The sequence below is a fragment of the Streptomyces sp. NPDC085927 genome (genome assembly GCF_044540975.1).
GTDB lineage: Bacteria > Actinomycetota > Actinomycetes > Streptomycetales > Streptomycetaceae > Streptomyces > Streptomyces hirsutus.
The window spans coordinates 177453-195343 of sequence record NZ_JBITSN010000001.1 but is presented as its reverse complement, the minus strand read 5'-3'; the positions used below and the strand labels follow the sequence as shown (position 1 = coordinate 195343).

The following is a 17891-nucleotide window of genomic DNA, read 5'->3' as shown; positions in this document are numbered from 1 at the left end:
CGAGCTGTTCCCGTACCAGTTCTCGGGAAGGCCGGCGGCGAGTGCGGGCCCGGGCGATGGAGGTCACTCCGCCGGGGAGGCGCGGAATGGGATGGACACGGCCCGGTACCGTGACCGATGATCTCCGGCATGATCCGGGCCGCCACTGCGAAAGACGTTGCGGAGATCCGCGCGATGATCCGCGAACTCGCCGCATACGAACGGGCTGTTGAACAGGCCCGGGCGACCGAGGAGCAACTCCGCGAGGCGCTGTTCGGAGAACATCCCGCCGCCTTCGCGCTGATCGCCGAGGACGACGGGACGGGCCGGGTCGTGGGCTATGCCCTGTGGTTCCCCCACTTCTCGACGTGGACCGGCACGCGCGGCATGCACCTGGAGGACCTTTACGTCCGCCCGGCCGCCCGTGGCGGGGGACACGGCAAGGCGCTGCTCGCCTCCCTGGCCGCGCTCTGCGAGCAGAGGGGTTACGAGCGCTTCGAGTGGTGGGTCCTGGCCTGGAACGAGCCGACGATCGACTTCTACACGTCGCTCGGCGTGGAGTTCCTGGAGGAGTGGACGGTATGCCGACTGAGCGGCGGGCCCCTCAGGGAACTTGCTGCCCAGGTCCCGGCTGCCCTGGACCAGACCTCGGCCCTGCAGGACGGAGGGTCTCGCGGCCTGCCAACACAGCAGTGACCGAAGCCCACGGAATGCCGGAAAGGCCCATGGTCGGACCGAACGACCAGCAGGCTGCCGAGGCGTCCGTAGGCGTCGGACGCATGGTCTCCGCCCTCATCCCGGCGGAGCGAGCGGCAGGCCGGTGCGGTTCGTTCTCGGTTCGTTCTCGGTCACGCGTTCGCCGTCATCCCGCCGCGGATCTGCGCGTACCTGGGCCTGGGCCGGGCGAAGAAGACCGCACCCGGGCCGTCATGGACGCCGTGTTCGGCAGTCGACGGTCCGGGTGCGGACAGGTGGACCAGGCGACCAATGAAATCGCAGGTCGAGCGGCATGATCGAAGATCAGGCCTTCTTGGTCTCCCAGAAGATCTTGTCGATCTGGGCGATGTAGTCCAGCGCCTTCTGGCCGGTGGCCGGGTCGGTCGATGCCTTGGCGGCCGACAGGGCCTTCAGGGTGTCGTTGACCAGCTGGTGCAGCTCCGGGTACTTCTCGAAGTGCGGGGGCTTGAAGTAGTCGCTCCACAGGACGGAGACGTGGTGCTTCGCCAGTTCGGCGCGCTGCTCCTTGATGACCGTGGCGCGGGCCTGGAAGTGGGGGTCGTCGTTGCCGGCCATCTTCTCCTGGACGGCCTTCACCGACTCTGCCTCGATGCGGGCCTGGGCCGGGTCGTACACGCCGCAGGGCAGGTCGCAGTGGGCACTGACCTTGACCTTGGGGGCAAACAGGCGGGAAAGCATGGAGCATCCTTCCTCGTGATCGTCTTCTCACAGGGGACATTACTCCGTGGAGGAGGTGATTTCGCGAGTGCCCCCGGGGGCTTAGGACAAAAGTCCGGGGTCAGACTGGGACTGGTGGAGGAAGAACCGGGGAGGTACCAGGTGATGCCGGAGCTGTCGCAGGATGCCGAGCGGGTGGGGGCGCTGCCCTTCGGGGTGGCCGAGGTGACGGGGCCCTCCATGGTGCCCACGCTGCACCACGGGGACCGGCTCCTGGTGCACTACGGGGCCCGGATCAGGCCGGGGTGCGTCATCGTGCTGCGGCACCCGTTCCAGCAGGATCTGCTGGTGGTCAAACGGGCCGCCGAGCGGCGCGAGGGCGGCTGGTGGGTGCTGGGGGACAACCGGTACGCCGGCGGTGACAGCACCGACTACGGGGTGGTTCCCGACGAACTGGTGCTCGGCCGGGTCCGCCTGCGCTACCGGCCGCGCACACCGGATCAGCGGTCGCCGCTGGCCGTGGTGGGCTGGGCGCTGTCGGCGGCCCGGCCGGTGCTCTCCGTCCGCTCGGCCTCCAGGCGTTTGCGGGCGCGGTAGGCGGCCACGTTGGCGCGGGTGGCGCAGCGGTCCGAGCAGTAGCGCCGGGAGCGGTTGGTCGACGTGTCGAGATAGGCGTTGCGGCAGGGCGGCGCCTCGCACAGGCCGAGGCGGTCCACGCCGTACTCGGTGAGGTGGAAGGCCAGGCCCATCGCGGCGATGGCGGCGTAACCGGCGGTCGCGTTGGACGGGTGGTCGGCCAGGTGCATGTGCCACAGCGGGCGGCCGTCGTCGTCACGGAAGTCGTGCCCGGAGATCTGCGGGCTCACCGGGAACTCCAGCAGCAGCGAGTTCAGCAGGTCGACGCCGAGCGTCTCGTCGCCCGCGTCCGCCGCTTCGAAGACCGCGCGCAGCCGGGCCCGGACGGAACGGAACCGGGTCACGTCCGCCTCGGTCGCGCGCCGCGCCGCGGACTGGTTGGCGCCGAACAGACCGCGGACGGCCTCCACCGAGGTCAGGGTGTCCGTGCCCCGGGCCGGTTCCTCGGTGTTGACGAGGCGCACGGCGTAGTCCGAGTAATAGGCCAGTTCCACTTGCAGTCCTTACTTCGGAAGTCTATGGTCGTACCCGCGATCAAGTAACAGGCGATCACGGTTAAAGGGTATTACGTTTCGCGATGCGGGAGGGGCTTCACGATGGCCGCGCACACCAGTACGCCCACGGTCGACTGGCAGAACTGGCAGGAGAGCTGGGACCGGCAGCAGGAGTGGTACATGCCCGACCGCGAGGAGCGGTTCCGGGTCATGCTCGACATGGTGGAGGCCGTCGTCGGCACCTCCCCGCGCGTCCTGGACCTCGCCTGCGGCACGGGGACCGTCACCGCCCGGCTGCTCGCCCGGTTCCCGGACGCCACCAGCACCGGAGTCGACCTGGACCCGGCGCTGCTCACCATCGCCGAGGGCACCTTCGCGGGTGACGAGCGGGTCTCCTTCGTCACGGCCGACCTCAAGGGCCCCGACTGGCCCACCGGGCTTCCCCACGACTCCTACGACGCCGTACTGACCGCGACCGCCCTCCACTGGCTGCACAGCGAACCCCTCGCGGACCTCTACGGCCAGGTCGCGCGGCTGGTCCGCCCCGGCGGTGTCTTCATGAACGCGGACCACATGATCGACGAGACGACCCCCCGGATCAACGCGGCCGAGCGCGCCCGGCGCCACGCGCGCATGGACCGGGCCAGGCGGGACGGCGTCCTCGACTGGGCCGAATGGTGGAGGACCGCGGCCGCGGACCCCGTCCTCGCCGAGCCCACCGCCCGCCGCTTCGAGATCTACGGCGAGCACGCCGACGGCGACATGCCGTCCGCCACGTGGCAGGCCCGAGTGCTGCGCGAGAAGGGGTTCGCCGAGGCCCGCCCCGTGTGGTGCTCACCCTCGGACACCCTACTGCTCGCGCTGAAGTGAGACCGGCCGCACGCAGGGGCAGGGGCGGCACGGATGACCTCCGTGCCGCCCCTGCCCCTGCGTGCGCTGTTGTGTCCCGTGCGGTGTCAGAGCACCTTGGACAGGAACGACTTCGTCCGCTCGTGCTGCGGGTCGGTCAGCACGTCCCGCGGGAGGCCGGACTCGACCACCACGCCGCCGTCCATGAAGACCAGGCTGTCGCCCACCTCGCGGGCGAAGCCCATCTCGTGGGTGACGACGACCATCGTCATGCCCGACTCGGCCAGGTCGCGCATGACGTCGAGGACGTCACCGACCAGCTCCGGGTCGAGGGCCGAGGTCGGCTCGTCGAACAGCATCAGCTTCGGGTCCATGGCGAGCGCCCGCGCGATCGCCACCCGCTGCTGCTGGCCGCCGGAGAGCTGCGAGGGGTAGCTCCTGGCCTTGTCGGCCAGGCCCACGCGCTCCAGCAGCTGCCCCGCGCGCTCCCGGGCCTGAGCCTTGCTCACGCCCTTGACCTGCACCGGTGCTTCCATGACGTTCTCGAGGGCCGTCATGTGCGGGAACAGGTTGAAGCGCTGGAAGACCATGCCGATGTCCCGGCGCTTCAGCGCGACCTCGCCGTCCTTGAGCTCGTACAGCTTGTCGCCCTTCTGGCGGTAGCCGACCAGCTCCCCGTCGACGTACAGACGTCCCGCGTTGACCTTCTCGAGGTGGTTGATACACCTCAGGAAGGTGGACTTGCCGGAGCCGGAGGGGCCGATGAGGCAGAACACCTCGCCGGACTTCACCTCCAGGTCGATGCCCTTGAGGACCTCCAGGGGGCCGAAGGACTTGTGGACGCCCTCGGCCTTGACCATGGCGGGGGAGGACTGGTTCATGCCGCGACTCCCTTCGGGCGGCGCGTGGGAAGGACCGCGGCCCTGAAGCGCTGCAGCGGTGTCGGAGGCAGGGAACGGCTCGAACCGCGGGCGTAGTACCGCTCGACGTAGTACTGCCCGACGCTCAGGATCGAGGTCATGATCAGGTACCAGGCGGCGGCCAGGAAGTACATCTCGACCGGCGAGCCCGCGTTCTGGCCGATGTCCTGCGCCTCCTTGAAGAGATCGTAGAACTGCACCGCCGAGACGAGTGAGGTCGTCTTCAGCATGTTGATCACTTCATTGCCGGTCGGCGGCACGATGACGCGCATGGCCTGCGGGATGACGATCCGGCGGAGCGTCTTCGTGTGGCTCATGCCCAGGGCGTGCGACGCCTCGGTCTGTCCCTCGTCGACCGAGAGCAGGCCGGCGCGGCAGATCTCGGCCATGTAGGCGGCCTCGTTGAGCCCCAGGCCGAGCAGCGCCGCCAGCAGCGGCGTCATGAAGGACGACCAGTAGTCCTTGTAGACCGGGCCCAGGTTGATGTACTCGAACACCAGGCCCAGGTTGAACCAGACGAAGAGCTGGACCAGGACCGGTGTGCCGCGGAAGAACCAGATGTAGAACCACGCGATCGACGACGTCACCGGGTTCTTCGACAGGCGCATCACGGCGAGCAGGATGCCGCCGGCGATGCCGATCACCATCGACAGCACCGTGAGCAGCAGGGTGTTCAGAACACCGTCGATGATGCGGTCGTCGAAGAAGTATTCGGGGATCGCATCCCAGTTGATCTTGCCTTGCGCGAAGGCGTAGATGACCGAGCCCAGAAGGGCGAGCGCGACGGCCGCGGACACGTACCGCCCCGGGTGCCGGACCGGAACGGCCTTGATGGCCTCCGGCCCGGCGGGGGGCGTCGCGTCGGGACCGGCCGTCTTGTTGACGTCAGCAGTCACGAATGGAGCCTTTCAGAGCCGCGTCGAACGGGCCGGTTCAGGAGCCGCCGTTGATCTTGGCCTCGGTGATCGCGCCGTCTTCGACGCCCCACTTCTCGACGATCTTCTTGTACTCACCGCTGTCGATGACCGCCTGGAGGGCCGCCTGCAGGGCGTCGCGCAGCTCGGTGTTGTCCTTGGCGACGGCGATGCCGTACGGGCCCGCCTCGACCTGGTCGCCGACGATCTCGAAGTACTCGCCGCCGCCGGAGTTCTTCACGGAGTACGCGGCGATCGGGAAGTCGGCGGAGACGACGTTCGCGCCCTTGGAACGCATCCGGGTCTCGGCCTCGGGGTTGGTCGCGAAGTCCTCGATCTTCAGCGTCTTCTTGCCGTCCTCCGCGCACTTCTTCGCCTGGTCCTTGGCGAGGTCGTGGGAGAAGGTGTTGCGCTGGACCGCCATGGTCTTGCCGCACAGGTCGTCCCAGGTCTTGATGCCCTGGTCGTTGCCCTTGTTGGTGTAGAGCGAGACGCCCGCGGTGAAGTAGTCGACGAAGTCGACACCGGTGCCGACCTTCTTGCCGGTGTCGGAGTCGATGCCCTCCTGCCGCTCCTTGGTGTCGGTCATGGCCGACATCGCGACGTCGTAGCGCTTGGACGCGAGACCGCCTATGAGGGTGTCGAACGTGCCGTTCTGGAACTCGAACTTCACGCCGAGCTCCTTGCCCATGGCGTTCGCGAGGTCCGGGTCGATACCGACCGTCTTGCCGGAGTCGTCCTTGAACTCGACCGGGGCGTACGCGATGTCCGAACCGACCTTGATGACGCCCTTGTCGCGTATCGACTTGGGCAGCTTGTCGGCCAGCGGGGCGGTGCTGCCGGCCGCGGTGTCACTGCTGTCCGAGCCGTTGTCCTTGGTCTGGTCACCGCAACCGGTGACGAGCAGGGAGCCTGCGACCGCGATCGCGCCTACCGCTGCCAGTCGGGACTTGGCGGCGAGGGAGCGACGGGTGATACGTGCGGTCATGGTGGTTCCTCCGGCGGAAGGGTGGGATGCCGATGGGGTCGGCCACTGCCGATGGGGTCGGCAGTGCCGCAGGTCGACGGAAGCACACGTCTTCGAGTGTCGCGACCTCGTGTGATTACCGCATCTTGCCATTCGGACTGCGCCGTCCAGTGGGCCAGCCATGTCAAAATCGGATAACAGGTGACGCGCGAAGCGCACTCATCCGCTCCCACATGGCCGGACAGTCTGCGGGAGTAGGCCATTGCGGCCGGAAGATCTCCGGCCCTTGGCGGGATATGGAGCGGTCGGCCGCCGGACTTGTCGGATCTCGAGCACTTGCCGAGTGTTTGTCCAGGGCTTGTCCTGAAATTGGTCGATGGGTCCTGGCACCCGCATGTGACCTTTGCGTTATGGACTCGTCGCCGAAGGCGTCGGTCCGGTAAGAAGGTGCTTTACACCCCTCATCCGGGGATCAGGGCGCGTGTGCGGCGCGCCCGTCGCGTCCGAGCCCGACGCATCAACCCACCGGGCTCTGCGCGGTCCCGCCCGCTCCTCACCCGGAGCGGCAACCCTCAAACCATGATCGATTAAGGGGTACAACCAAGTGGCAGCGGAGATTGTGAATCCTCGCAGCGACAGTGAAGGCCGGACCGGTCATAGCGAGCAGGACGGCGGGGCGGAGCCCCTCGAGTCCTTCGACCCGGCATTCGCGCTGCACCGCGGCGGCAAGATGGCTGTGCAGGCCACCGTGCCGCTCCGTGACCGGGACGACCTGTCCCTGGCGTACACGCCCGGCGTCGCGAAAGTGTGCAGCGCGATCGCCGAGCAGCCGGACCTCGTCCACGACTACACCTGGAAGTCCTCGGTCGTCGCCGTCGTCACCGACGGTACGGCCGTGCTGGGACTCGGTGACATCGGTCCCGAGGCGTCCCTCCCGGTGATGGAGGGCAAGGCCATCCTCTTCAAGCAGTTCGGCGGCGTGGACGCGGTTCCGCTCGCCCTGAACTGCACCGACGTGGACGAGATCATCGAGACCGTGGTCCGGCTCGCCCCGTCCTTCGGCGGCGTGAACCTGGAGGACATCTCGGCGCCCCGGTGCTTCGAGATCGAGCAGCGGCTCCAGGAGCAGCTGGACATCCCGGTCTTCCACGACGACCAGCACGGCACCGCGATCGTGTCGCTGGCGGCGCTGCGGAACGCGGCGCGGCTGAGCGGACGGACGCTGGGCGAGCTGCGGGCCGTGATCTCGGGCGCGGGCGCGGCCGGTGTCGCCATCGCGAAGATGCTGGTCGAGGCCGGCATCGGCGATGTCGCGGTGGCCGACCGCAAGGGCGTCGTCTCGCGGGAGCGGGAGGACCTCACGCCGATCAAGCGCGAACTGGCGGCGTTCACCAACAAGGCGGGCCTGTCCGGATCGCTCGAGGACGCGCTGGCCGGGGCCGACGTCTTCATCGGCGTCTCCGGCGGTACGGTCCCGGAGCCGGCGGTGGCGTCGATGGCCAAGGGCGCCTTCGTCTTCGCCATGGCCAACCCCGAGCCCGAGGTGCACCCGGAGATCGCGCACAAGTACGCGGCGGTCGTGGCCACCGGGCGGTCGGACTTCCCGAACCAGATCAACAACGTGCTGGCGTTCCCCGGGATCTTCGCCGGGGCGCTGCAGGTGCGGGCCTCGCGGATCACCGAGGGGATGAAGCTGGCGGCGGCCGAGGCGCTGGCGGCGGTGGTCGGGGACGATCTCGCACCCGACTACGTCATCCCGTCCCCGTTCGACGAGCGGGTCGCGCCGGCGGTGACCGCGGCGGTCGCCGCGGCGGCCCGTGCGGAGGGCGTCGCCCGCCGCTGAGGCGCGCGACGGTGTGTCGGCCCCGTCCTCGGGTGGACGGGGCCGATTCTCTTGCGGGGGTCGCTCTCCGGGGAGGGCCTGCGGACGGGGGCCGGTGGCCGGAGCGCCGGGGCGGACCGTGCCGGGGCGCGGTGGCAAGAAGGCGTGTCTCACAGCGGCGCGTTGTTCCGTCAGCGGGGCGGGCGACCTATCGTCAAGGTCATGTTCGCTGTCTACGCCGCCCGAATCGACCGTGACCAGCCGCTTTCCGGTCTGGAGCTGGGGGAGCGTCCGGCTCCCGAGGCCCGTCCCGGCTGGAGCACCGTGACCGTGAAGGCCGCCTCCCTCAATCACCATGACCTGTGGTCCCTGCGGGGCGTCGGCCTCCCGGAGGACCGGCTGCCGATGATCCTCGGCTGCGACGCCGCCGGAATCGACGAGGACGGCAACGAGGTCGTCCTGCACTCCGTGATCGGACAGACCGGCCACGGGGTGGGCCCCGGGGAGCCCCGGTCGATCCTGACGGAGCGCTACCCCGGCACGTTCGCCGAGCAGGTCGCCGTGCCCACCTGGAACGTCCTGCCCAAACCGAAGGAGCTGTCCTTCGAGGAGGCGGCCTGCCTGCCCACGGCCTGGCTGACCGCGTATCGGATGCTGTTCACCAACGCCGGGGTGCGGCCCGGCGACTCCGTCCTGGTGCAGGGCGCCGGCGGGGGCGTCGCCACCGCCGCGATCGTGCTGGGCAGGGCCGCGGGCCTGCGGGTGTTCGCCACCAGCCGGGACGGGGCGAAGCGGAAGCGGGCCCTGGAACTGGGGGCCGTGGAGGCGCTGGAACCCGGGGCGCGGCTGCCGCAGCGGGTCGACGCGGTCATCGAGACGGTGGGGGCCGCGACCTGGTCCCACTCGGTGAAGTCGCTGCGGCCCGGCGGCACGCTGGTGATCTCCGGTGCCACCAGCGGCGACCGGCCCTCGCACGCCGAGCTGACCCGGATCTTCTTCCTGGAGCTCAAGGTGGTCGGGTCGACGATGGGCAGCAAGGACGAACTGGAGGACCTGCTCGCCTTCTGCGCCGCCGCCGGGGTGCGTCCCGTCATCGACGAGGTGCTGCCCATGGACCGGGCCCGGGAAGGGTTCGAGCGGATGGAGACGGGCGGGCAGTTCGGGAAGATCGTGCTCACCGCCCCGTAACCGCGCGGCGGTACACCGCCTGGTTCTGCCGCCTCTGGCGGGGGTTTTCACGGCCGGTCCGGTTTCCGGGCCGGCCGCCCGCATGTCAACTGGGGTTGACATACGCCCTACTGTCAACGTACGTTGACAGCATGACTGAGGCAACCGATCTTGCCGAGCGGGCGGGTGACCGCGATCCGCGGGTCGGCCTGCGGGCCGTCGCCGCGCTGCGCAGGCTGCTGGAGCAGTTGGAGGCCGTGCAGGTGCGCAACGCGCGCAACCACGGCTGGTCGTGGCAGGAGATCGCCAACGAGCTCGGAGTGAGCAGGCAGGCCGTGCACAAGAAGTACGGGAGGCATTGATGTTCGAGCGGTTCACGAAGGATGCCCGCGCCGTGGTGAAGGGGGCGGTCGAGCAGGCCGGGGAGGCGGGAGCGCGGTATGTCGGCGCCGACCATCTCCTGCTGGCCCTGATCGACCGGGAGGGCAGCCGGGGCTCGTTCGCGCTGGCGGCTCTCGGACTCGCCGGGCGACGGGGCTCGGTGCGGGCCGCGGTGGGGGAGGCGCGGCGGAGGGCCGGGCTGACCCAGGCCGAGACCGACGCGCTGGCCGGGCTCGGTATCAATGTCACGGAGATCGTCGCCAGGGTGGAGGACGTGCACGGCCTTGGAGCCATGTCCCGCGACGAAAGGAGCGCCGGCCGGTGGCGTTCGGGGCACCGGCCCTTCGCCCGGGAGGCCAAGGACGTCCTGGTGGGCGCCCTGCGTGTCGCCACCGACCGCCGCGACCGCCACATCGGCGACGAACACCTCCTGCTGGCCCTGACCGTCCGCCCCGGCGTTCCGGCAGAGGTCCTCGCGGATCACGGCGTCACGTACGAGTCCCTGACGAGGGTCCTGTACGGCGACGGGGAGGCCAGGGCGGGCTGAGCCACCGTCGGGGCCGACGGCCGGGAGTGGGGCGGCCGGCCAAGGGCGGGACGCGGCCCGGGGCGGGCGTCCGGTCGGGTCCCGGCCGCCCGTCAGGGCTTCGGGGTGTGCAGGAGGGCTCCGATCCGGGCCGCGGCCGTGGACAGGTGGCGGCGGGCTTCGCGGAGCTGGTCCGGGGTGATGCCGTGGTCGCGGGTCGCGTCGCGGATGTCGTCCCGGAAGCGGTCCAGCAGGCGGTCCAGGTCGCGTGCGGGGTCGCCGGTGGAGTTTGTGGCGGTCTCGTGCGCCCAGGCCGGGGTGTAGTCGGCGGGGAAGTCCTCCGGGGTCCGGGAGTACGACGGTCCGGGGCCCGGGGCGGCACTCTCCGTGCCGGTACGGCCGAAACCGAAGTCCTTGCCGAACTCGCCCACCTCCTTGACCAGCTCACCCAGGCCCTCGCGCAGGCCCGTCGGCCAGTCGCCCCGTGAGAAGTGGTCCTGCACCTGCTCCTGGACCCGCCGGGCGATGCGCTGCACCTCCTCCTGGGCCTGGGCGGCGGCCCGGTCCTGGGCCTCCTTGGCCTGACGGCGGGCACGCTGCGCCTCGTCGCGGGCGCGGCGGCTCTCGTCCTTCGCGCGCCGGGCCTGCTCCTTCCACTCCTGTTTGGCGCGGCGCATCTCCTCCTTCGCGGCGCGCCAGGCCTCCTTCTCACCGGGGCCGGTGGAATCGCCTGTCCCCGCATCGGCTTCGCCCGGCGCCCCCGCGTCATGACCGCCCTTGCGGGCCTGGCCCGCGGCGGCGCGCATCTCGCGGCGCAGGTCGCCCGCCGCACCACGGACGTCGGCCTGGATCTCGGCGGCCAGCTCGGCGACCGACTCCCGGATCTCCAGCTCCAGGTCGATCAGTTCACCGCTGCGGTCGGCCAGTTCGGCACGGCCGGCGTCCGTGATCGAGTACACCTTGCGGCCGCCCTCGGTGGTGTGGGTGACCAGACCCTCCGCCTCCAGCTTGGCCAGGCGGGGGTAGACCGTGCCCGCCGACGGCGCGTACAGCCCCTGGAAGCGCTCCTCGAGCAGACGGATCACCTCGTAGCCGTGGCGCGGGGCCTCGTCCAGCAGCTTCAGCAGGTACAGGCGGAGGCGTCCGTGGGCGAAGACGGGAGGCATGTCAGAGCACCTTCTTGTCGGTGGGGCCGTCGGTGGGGCCGCCGGGTGTGGCATCGGGGGAACCGGGGTCCGGAGCGGGGACGGAACTGCCCCCCGAGCCGTCCTGCGGCCCTCTCCCGGGGCCGCCCGGGTCCGCAGGCCCGCCCGTGGGCGTGTCCGCAGGTGCGTCCGGTCCGCCTCCGGCGGCGGGCGGCATGTCCCACGGCTCGCTCTCCTCCTCGTGGGGTGGGCGGCGCAGCAGGGCGATGGAGCCGGAGACGGTGGTGGCCCGCAGCTTGCCGGTGCCCGCGCCCAGCCGGCCGGTGATCTTGTGGGCGCCCCACTGGCCGTGCACCCGCAGGCCGTCGAAGGCGTTGGAGACGGCGCCGCTCGCCGTGTTGGCCTCGACCTCGGCATCCGCCGGATCGGGCAGCCGGATCGCGATCTCACCGGAGACGCTGGTCAGCCGGATGTCGGTGGGGCCGTCGGGAGCGAGGTCCACGATCATGGAGCCGCTGACCGAGTCCGCGCGCACGGTGGAGCCGGAGCCGTCGACCACGGTGAGGTCGCCGGAGACGGAGTTGAACCGGAGGTCGCCGGTGACGGACTGGGCCTCGACGTTCCCGGCCACCGTGTCCGCGCGGACCGGGCCGGAGAGGGCGACCAGGGTCGCGTCGCCCGTGACGCCCTTCACCACGGCCGGCCCCTTGACCCCGGAGACGACGGCACCGGCGCCGACCACGCCCACCTCGACCCGCGTCTGCGCCGGGACGGCCAGGGAGACCACCGCGCTGCGGCGCCAGCCCTTGCGGTCCAGCCACTTGAGGAAGCCTTTCCAGGGCAGGTCCTCGTAGGCCACGGTCAGGACGCCGTCCCGCTGGGTCACCACCAGGGGCGGTCCCTCGATCTCGGAGACCTCCAGCCGGGCGGAACCCTCGTCCGTGCCCACCACGTTCACCGTTCCGTTGACGATGCGGACGTGGAGCTCGGCCACTGGGTCGTCGAAAGTGAGCTTCTCGGGCCCCGAGACGGACCTTTCGAACATGGTGGAACCTCCTGGGCCGGGCTGTCGGGCTGCCGGGGTGTCGGACTGTCTGACTGCCGGAGGGCGAAACGGCGGGAGGGGGAATGAGGAATGCGGTGCATGGCCACAGACGCGCCCCGACGCGCCATATCGCGTCTCACGTAATTCACGATATATCGCGGACGATGAAAGTCAAGACGCTCGTTCCGGTGATCAGTCACCGTGCGAGGCGGGTGAATTGTCCTACGGTATGACCATGTCGACGGAACCATCCCAGGTCACCGGCCGGGCCCGTCCCGTATCGGGAGCCCTGCTGCTGTGCCGCGCGGAGCCCGGCTCCGTCGTCCCCACCGCCCGGCTGCTGCACGAACGCATGCTGCTCGCCCGAGCCGGCGACGAGTGGAGCGTGCTCGTCCCCGAGGGCGGGCCCTGGCGGACCGGCACGGACCCGGTGGACCGGGTGGTCAACGGCTGGGCCATCGCGCTCACCGTCGGCGTCTCCTGGCCGGTGCTGGCCCTGTGGTGGGACGGGGAGCGGGCCGGGTTCACGCTCGCCGCCGGCTTCCGCCGCCCGGTCGGCTACGTGTGGCTGGCCGACGGCACGCCGGCCGGCATGGAGGAGGCCATGCGCACCTTCGCGGACCGGCTCGGCCTCGACCCGGTCCTGGACATGCAGGTCCTGGAGGAGCTGACCGAGCCCGATCCCGCCGCCGACGCCTCCGCGCGGCTGAGCGGAGTGCTCGCCGTCCTCACTCGCGCGGGCGTATCCCTTCCTCCGGGACTCGTCCCCGGTGACCACGCCGACGCACTGCTCGAAGCGGCCCGGCTCCAGCCGGACGCCCGCCGGATCGAGGCGGACGGGAGCGGCGAGAGGAGCGCGACGGGCGGGGACGAGCGCAGGGCCCGGGACCAGGAGCAGGCCCAGGCCCAGGAACAGAAGCAGCAGAGGGCGTACGAAACGCGGGAGACGGCCCGGTCGGAGGACGACACCGCCGGTGCCGGGTCTCCCGTGCTGCGGCCCTCCCGCGCGGGCGGCCCGTCGTCCGTGACCGCCGTGCCCACCCTGGCCCTCGCCCAGATGGCCGCGGGCCTGCCGCTGGCCGTCTGGGGCCTACGGCACCGCAGCGGCGGCTGGATCGTCGCGGGGACGCTCCTGCTGGCCCACGGCGCCCTCACACTGGCGAGCCACGCCCTCACCCACCCGCGCGACTGAACCCGCGCGACCGAACCGGCCGGCAGGACACGCTCGCGCGACGGGGCGGGCCGGGCCGGTCAGCCGGTCCTACTCCTACTCCTCGTCCTCGTCCTCGTCGTCGTCCAGTCGGGCCAGCCATGTCGCCAGGCGCTCCACCGGCACCTCGAAGTCGGGGTTGAGGTCGACGAACGTCCGCAGCTGCTCGGCGAGCCACTCGAAGGTGACCTCCTCCTCACCGCGCCGCTTCTCCAGTTCCTCGATGCCACGGTCCGTGAAGTACATGAGGACAAGAATATGTGCGCGCCGCACTGCGCCGAACCGCACGGAATCGCGCCGAACCGCGAAAACGTGACCGGGCCGCACCCCCGGAGTGGGGGTGCGGCCCGGTCACGTACGGCCCGTGACGGCGTCCACGTACGGCCCGTGACGGCGTCGCTCGGAAGCCCGTCGGGGAAAGCCCGTCAGGCTTCGAACACCTCACGCACCAGCTGCTCCTGCTCGGCCTGGTGCCGCTTCGCGGAACCGACGGCCGGGGACGAGCCGTGCGGGCGCGAGATGCGGCGCAGACGCTCGCCGTGCGGGACGTCGGCGCCGACCGCCAGGTCGAGGTGGTCGATCAGGTTGAGCGCGATGAACGGCCAGGCACCCTGGTTCGCCGGCTCCTCCTGGGCCCACAGGTACTTCTCGGCGTTCGGGTACTTCTTGATCTCCGCCTGGAGCTCGGTACCCGGCAGCGGGTACAGACGCTCGATGCGGAGGATCGCCGTGTCCGTCACGCCGCGCTTCTTCCGCTCGCCCTCGAGGTCGTAGTAGACCTTGCCGGCGCAGAAGACGACCTTCTTGACCGCGGCCGGGTCGACCGAGTCGTCGCCGATGACCGGGCGGAACTGGCCCGTGGTGAACTCCTCCGCCTTCGAGGCCGCGGCCTTCAGGCGCAGCATCGACTTCGGGGTGAAGACGACCAGCGGCTTGTGGTGCGGGTTGTGCACCTGCCACCGCAGGAGGTGGAAGTAGTTCGACGGGAGGGTCGGCATCGCGACCGTCATGTTGTTCTGCGCGCAGAGCTGCAGGAACCGCTCCGGGCGGGCCGAGGAGTGGTCCGGGCCCTGGCCCTCGTAGCCGTGCGGCAGGAGCAGGGTCACACCGGAGGTCTGGTTCCACTTCTGCTCGGCCGACGAGATGAACTCGTCCACGACCGTCTGCGCACCGTTGACGAAGTCGCCGAACTGCGCCTCCCACATCACCAGCGCGTCGGGGCGGGCCAGCGAGTAGCCGTACTCGAAGCCCATCGCCGCGTACTCGGAGAGCAGGGAGTTGTAGACGTTGTACCGCGACTGGTCCTCGGACAGGTACAGCAGCGGAGTGAACTCGTCGCCCGTCTCACGGTCGATGACGACCGCGTGACGCTGGCCGAAGGTACCGCGCTGCGAGTCCTGGCCGGCCAGCCGGACCGGCACGCCCTCCAGGAGCAGCGAGCCGACCGCGAGGGTCTCGCCCATGCCCCAGTCGATCGTGCCGTCCTCGACCATCGCCGCCCGGCGCTGCAGCTGCGGCAGCAGACGCGGGTGGATCGTGACGTGGTCGGGGATGTTGACCTGCGACTCGGCGATCCGCTTGACGACCTCCGAGGTGACCGCCGTGTTCACGGCCACCGGGAACTGGGCCTGCGGCTCCGAGGGCTCGACGGCCGTCGGCTGCGACGCCGCCTCGCGGACCTCGGTGAAGACCTTCTCCAGCTGGCCCTGGTAGTCCTGCAGCGCCTGCTCGGCCTCTTCCAGGGTGATGTCGCCGCGACCGATGAGGGACTCGGTGTACAGCTTGCGCACCGAGCGCTTCTTGTCGATCAGGTCGTACATCAGCGGCTGCGTGAACGCCGGGTTGTCCGACTCGTTGTGACCGCGGCGGCGGTAGCAGATGAGGTCGATCACCACGTCCTTGTTGAACGCCTGGCGGAACTCGAAGGCCAGCCGCGCGACGCGGACCACGGCCTCCGGGTCGTCGCCGTTCACGTGGAAGATCGGGGCCTCGATCATGCGGGCCACGTCCGTCGCGTACATCGACGAGCGCGAGGACTCGGGCGCGGCGGTGAAGCCGACCTGGTTGTTGATGACGACGTGGACCGTGCCGCCGGTGCGGTAGCCGCGCAGCTGCGACATGTTCAGGGTCTCGGCCACCACGCCCTGGCCCGCGAAGGCCGCGTCGCCGTGGATCGCCACGGGCAGGACGGTGAAGTCCGTGCCGCCCTTGTTGATGATGTCCTGCTTGGCGCGCGCGACGCCCTCCAGGACCGGGTCCACCGCCTCCAGGTGGGAGGGGTTGGCGACCAGGGAGACCTTGATCTGCTCGCCGTCGAGACCGGTGAAGGTGCCCTCGGCGCCCAGGTGGTACTTCACGTCACCGGAGCCGTGCATCGACTTCGGGTCGAGATTGCCCTCGAACTCGCGGAAGATCTGCGCGTACGACTTGCCCACGACGTTGGCCAGCACGTTCAGCCGGCCGCGGTGGGCCATGCCGATGACGACCTCGTCGAGACGGGACTCGGCGGCCGAGTCCAGCACGGCGTCGAGCAGCGGGATGACGGACTCGCCGCCCTCCAGGGAGAAGCGCTTCTGACCGACGTACTTGGTCTGCAGGAAGGTCTCGAAGGCCTCCGCCGCGTTCAGCCGGCGCAGGATGCGCAGCTGCTCCTCGCGCTCCAGGTTGGAGTGCGAGCGCTCCACGCGGTCCTGGATCCACTTGCGCTGCTTCGGGTCCTGGATGTGCATGAACTCGATGCCGGTGGTGCGGCAGTACGAGTCGCGGAGCACACCGAGGATGTCGCGCAGCTTCATCAGGCTCTTGCCCGAGAAGCCGCCGACCGCGAACTCGCGCTCCAGGTCCCACAGGGTGAGCCCGTGCTCGGTGATGTCCAGGTCGGGGTGCTTGCGCTGGCGGTACTCCAGCGGGTCGGTGTCGGCCATGACGTGGCCGCGGACCCGGTAGGAGTGGATCAGCTCGAAGACGCGGGCGGCCTTGGTGACGTCGTCGTCGTGGGACGCGTCGATGTCCTTGAGCCAGCGGACCGGCTCGTAGGGGATGCGCAGCGCCTCGAAGATGTCGTCGTAGAAGCCGTTCTCGCCGAGCAGCAGGTTCGCCACGGCGCGCAGGAACTCGCCGGAGGCGGCGCCCTGGATCACCCGGTGGTCGTAGGTCGACGTGAGCGTCATGACCTTCGAGATGCCGAGCTTGTTCAGGGTGTCCTGGCTGGTGCCCTGGAACTCCGCCGGGTAGTCCATGGAGCCGACGCCCAGGATCACCGACTGGTTCGGCATCAGGCGCGGCACGGAGTGGACGGTGCCGAGGCCGCCGGGGTTGGTCAGCGAGACGGTGACGCCCGTGAAGTCGTCCATCGTCAGCTTGTTGTCGCGGGCGCGACGGACGATGTCCTCGTAGGCCTGCCAGAACTCGAAGAAGTTCAGCGTCTCGGCCTTCTTGATGCCCGCGACGACCAGCTGGCGGTCGCCGTTCGGCTTGACCAGGTCGATGGCGAGGCCGAACTTGATGTGCTCCGGCTTCACCAGCGTGGGCTTGCCGTCCACCTTCGCGTAGTGCCAGTTCATCGACGGCATCGCCTTGATGGCCTGGACCATCGCGTAGCCGATGAGGTGCGTGAAGGAGATCTTCCCGCCGCGGGCACGCTTGAGGTGGTTGTTGATGACGATGCGGTTGTCGAACAGGAGCTTCACCGGGAGCGCGCGCACGGACGTGGCCGTGGGCACCTCCAGGGAGGCGTCCATGTTCTTCGCGACGGCCGCGGACGGGCCGCGCAGCGTCACCTGTTCGATGCCCTGCTTGGTCCCGTCGGCGGGCTGCGCCTTGGGGGCCTGGGACTTCGCGGCGGCCGGCTTCGCGGCGGCCGGCTTGGCGGGGGCCGGAGCGGCCTTCGCCGGAGCGGGCGCCGGGGCCTTCGCGGCCGGCTGGGCAGCCGGCGGTGCGGCGGCGGGCTGCTGCGGGGCGGCGGGCGCGGGCGTGGCGGCGGGCTGGGCCGGAGTGACCGGCGCGGCCGTCGTCGTGCCAGCGGTCCCCGGCGCCGCGTTGTTCACCGGAGCCGAGGCCTGAGGGGCGCCCGGCTTGTAGTCGGCGAAGAAGTCCCACCAGGCCCGGTCGACCGAGTTCGGGTCCTGGAGGTACTGCTGGTAGATCTCGTCGACGAGCCATTCGTTGGCACCGAAGGCCGCGGCAGGGTTCTTGCCCGCTTGGTCGGTGTCGGTCGAAATGCTCGAGTTACTGGGGGACTGTGGCGACACGGCGTCAACCGCCCTCTTCCGCTTCACAAGATGATGGACAGCGGAAATTAAGGCTACGCCTCCCCGACCGAGAAGGTCAGGCCGGGCCCGTTCAACGTCGCGTAAGTCACATCTCTGAGGGTGTTTCGGCGCAGGAAATGGCGGGAAACAAGCGTGGTTCCGCGCTGTCGGGGTGCATCGGGGACGGGTCG

17 protein-coding genes are annotated in these 17891 nt (G+C 70.2%); 8 read left to right on the top strand and 9 right to left on the bottom strand.

What is annotated here, in order from left to right:
* Positions 1 to 129: 129 nt before the first annotated feature.
* Entirely contained in the window at positions 130 to 675 is a 546-nt protein-coding gene (locus tag ACIF80_RS00955; protein ID WP_399797714.1) for a GNAT family N-acetyltransferase, read from the top strand.
* Between the two features lie 324 nt (positions 676 to 999).
* On the opposite strand, the gene sodN is transcribed toward ACIF80_RS00955, so the two are convergent.
* On the bottom strand, positions 1000 to 1395 hold the full coding sequence (gene sodN, locus ACIF80_RS00950; RefSeq protein ID WP_004983535.1) for a superoxide dismutase, Ni: 396 nt from the start codon (positions 1393 to 1395) through the stop codon (positions 1000 to 1002).
* A 144-nt stretch (positions 1396 to 1539) separates the two neighbouring features.
* Here sodN and sodX point away from each other — a divergent pair, with 144 nt between their 5' ends.
* The gene (gene sodX / locus ACIF80_RS00945) at positions 1540 to 1971 is read left to right on the top strand and encodes a nickel-type superoxide dismutase maturation protease (RefSeq protein ID WP_399799346.1); all 432 of its coding nucleotides are present in this window, start codon (positions 1540 to 1542) and stop codon (positions 1969 to 1971) included.
* On the opposite strand, the gene ACIF80_RS00940 is transcribed toward sodX, so the two are convergent.
* Positions 1875 to 2504, bottom strand: coding sequence for a CGNR zinc finger domain-containing protein (locus ACIF80_RS00940; protein ID WP_399797712.1), 630 nt, complete (start codon positions 2502 to 2504; stop codon positions 1875 to 1877). The genes sodX and ACIF80_RS00940 overlap by 97 nt on opposite strands.
* A 102-nt stretch (positions 2505 to 2606) precedes the next feature.
* Between ACIF80_RS00940 and ACIF80_RS00935 the strand changes: the two genes are divergently transcribed.
* Positions 2607 to 3374 carry a class I SAM-dependent methyltransferase gene (locus tag ACIF80_RS00935; protein ID WP_399797709.1) on the top strand — a complete coding sequence of 256 codons (768 nt, stop codon included), beginning with the start codon at positions 2607 to 2609 and terminating at the stop codon, positions 3372 to 3374.
* A gap of 86 nt (positions 3375 to 3460) precedes the next feature.
* Here ACIF80_RS00935 and ACIF80_RS00930 read toward each other — a convergent pair whose 3' ends face one another.
* The 3 genes from ACIF80_RS00930 to ACIF80_RS00920 are packed head-to-tail and all read right to left on the bottom strand — an operon-like array spanning position 3461 to position 6175.
* Positions 3461 to 4234: an amino acid ABC transporter ATP-binding protein gene (locus ACIF80_RS00930; protein ID WP_399797706.1), complete on the bottom strand. Its 774-nt coding sequence runs from the start codon at positions 4232 to 4234 to the stop codon at positions 3461 to 3463.
* On the bottom strand, positions 4231 to 5169 hold the full coding sequence (locus tag ACIF80_RS00925) for an amino acid ABC transporter permease (protein ID WP_399797704.1): 939 nt from the start codon (positions 5167 to 5169) through the stop codon (positions 4231 to 4233). Before ACIF80_RS00925 ends, ACIF80_RS00930 begins: the two co-directional genes overlap by 4 nt.
* A gap of 37 nt (positions 5170 to 5206) precedes the next feature.
* Entirely contained in the window at positions 5207 to 6175 is a 969-nt protein-coding gene (locus ACIF80_RS00920; protein ID WP_399797701.1) for an ABC transporter substrate-binding protein, read from the bottom strand.
* Positions 6176 to 6758: 583 nt separating this feature from the next.
* On the opposite strand from ACIF80_RS00920, the gene ACIF80_RS00915 reads away from it, so the two are divergent.
* The 4 genes from ACIF80_RS00915 (at position 6759) to ACIF80_RS00900 (ending at position 10071) form a co-directional block, all read left to right on the top strand.
* Positions 6759 to 7997, top strand: coding sequence for an NADP-dependent malic enzyme (locus ACIF80_RS00915; RefSeq protein WP_399797698.1), 1239 nt, complete (start codon positions 6759 to 6761; stop codon positions 7995 to 7997).
* Positions 7998 to 8198: 201 nt separating this feature from the next.
* Positions 8199 to 9164 (top strand): zinc-binding dehydrogenase, encoded by a 966-nt coding sequence (locus tag ACIF80_RS00910; RefSeq protein ID WP_399797696.1) that lies wholly within the window; start codon positions 8199 to 8201, stop codon positions 9162 to 9164.
* 131 nt (positions 9165 to 9295) lie between these two features.
* Positions 9296 to 9505, top strand: a complete 210-nt coding sequence (locus ACIF80_RS00905; RefSeq protein WP_055598204.1) for an HTH domain-containing protein — start codon at positions 9296 to 9298, stop codon at positions 9503 to 9505.
* Positions 9505 to 10071: a Clp protease N-terminal domain-containing protein gene (locus ACIF80_RS00900; RefSeq protein ID WP_399797693.1), complete on the top strand. Its 567-nt coding sequence runs from the start codon at positions 9505 to 9507 to the stop codon at positions 10069 to 10071. Before ACIF80_RS00905 ends, ACIF80_RS00900 begins: the two co-directional genes overlap by 1 nt.
* A gap of 92 nt (positions 10072 to 10163) precedes the next feature.
* Here ACIF80_RS00900 and ACIF80_RS00895 read toward each other — a convergent pair whose 3' ends face one another.
* Both ACIF80_RS00895 and ACIF80_RS00890 read right to left on the bottom strand, forming a co-directional pair.
* On the bottom strand, positions 10164 to 11216 hold the full coding sequence (locus ACIF80_RS00895) for a helix-turn-helix transcriptional regulator (RefSeq protein WP_399797691.1): 1053 nt from the start codon (positions 11214 to 11216) through the stop codon (positions 10164 to 10166).
* A 1-nt stretch (position 11217) separates the two neighbouring features.
* Complete coding sequence (locus ACIF80_RS00890; RefSeq protein WP_399797689.1) at positions 11218 to 12240, bottom strand: DUF4097 family beta strand repeat-containing protein; 1023 nt, start codon at positions 12238 to 12240, stop codon at positions 11218 to 11220.
* Positions 12241 to 12475: 235 nt separating this feature from the next.
* On the opposite strand from ACIF80_RS00890, the gene ACIF80_RS00885 reads away from it, so the two are divergent.
* A complete protein-coding gene (locus tag ACIF80_RS00885) occupies positions 12476 to 13432 on the top strand; it encodes a hypothetical protein (RefSeq protein ID WP_399797687.1) in 957 nt (318 codons plus the stop codon).
* 75 nt (positions 13433 to 13507) lie between these two features.
* Here the strand turns inward: ACIF80_RS00885 and ACIF80_RS00880 are convergent, their stop codons facing one another.
* Both ACIF80_RS00880 and ACIF80_RS00875 read right to left on the bottom strand, forming a co-directional pair.
* The gene (locus ACIF80_RS00880; RefSeq protein ID WP_381368496.1) at positions 13508 to 13696 is read right to left on the bottom strand and encodes a DUF6104 family protein; all 189 of its coding nucleotides are present in this window, start codon (positions 13694 to 13696) and stop codon (positions 13508 to 13510) included.
* Between the two features lie 179 nt (positions 13697 to 13875).
* Positions 13876 to 17700 (bottom strand): multifunctional oxoglutarate decarboxylase/oxoglutarate dehydrogenase thiamine pyrophosphate-binding subunit/dihydrolipoyllysine-residue succinyltransferase subunit, encoded by a 3825-nt coding sequence (locus tag ACIF80_RS00875; RefSeq protein WP_399797684.1) that lies wholly within the window; start codon positions 17698 to 17700, stop codon positions 13876 to 13878.
* Positions 17701 to 17891 lie beyond the last annotated feature (191 nt).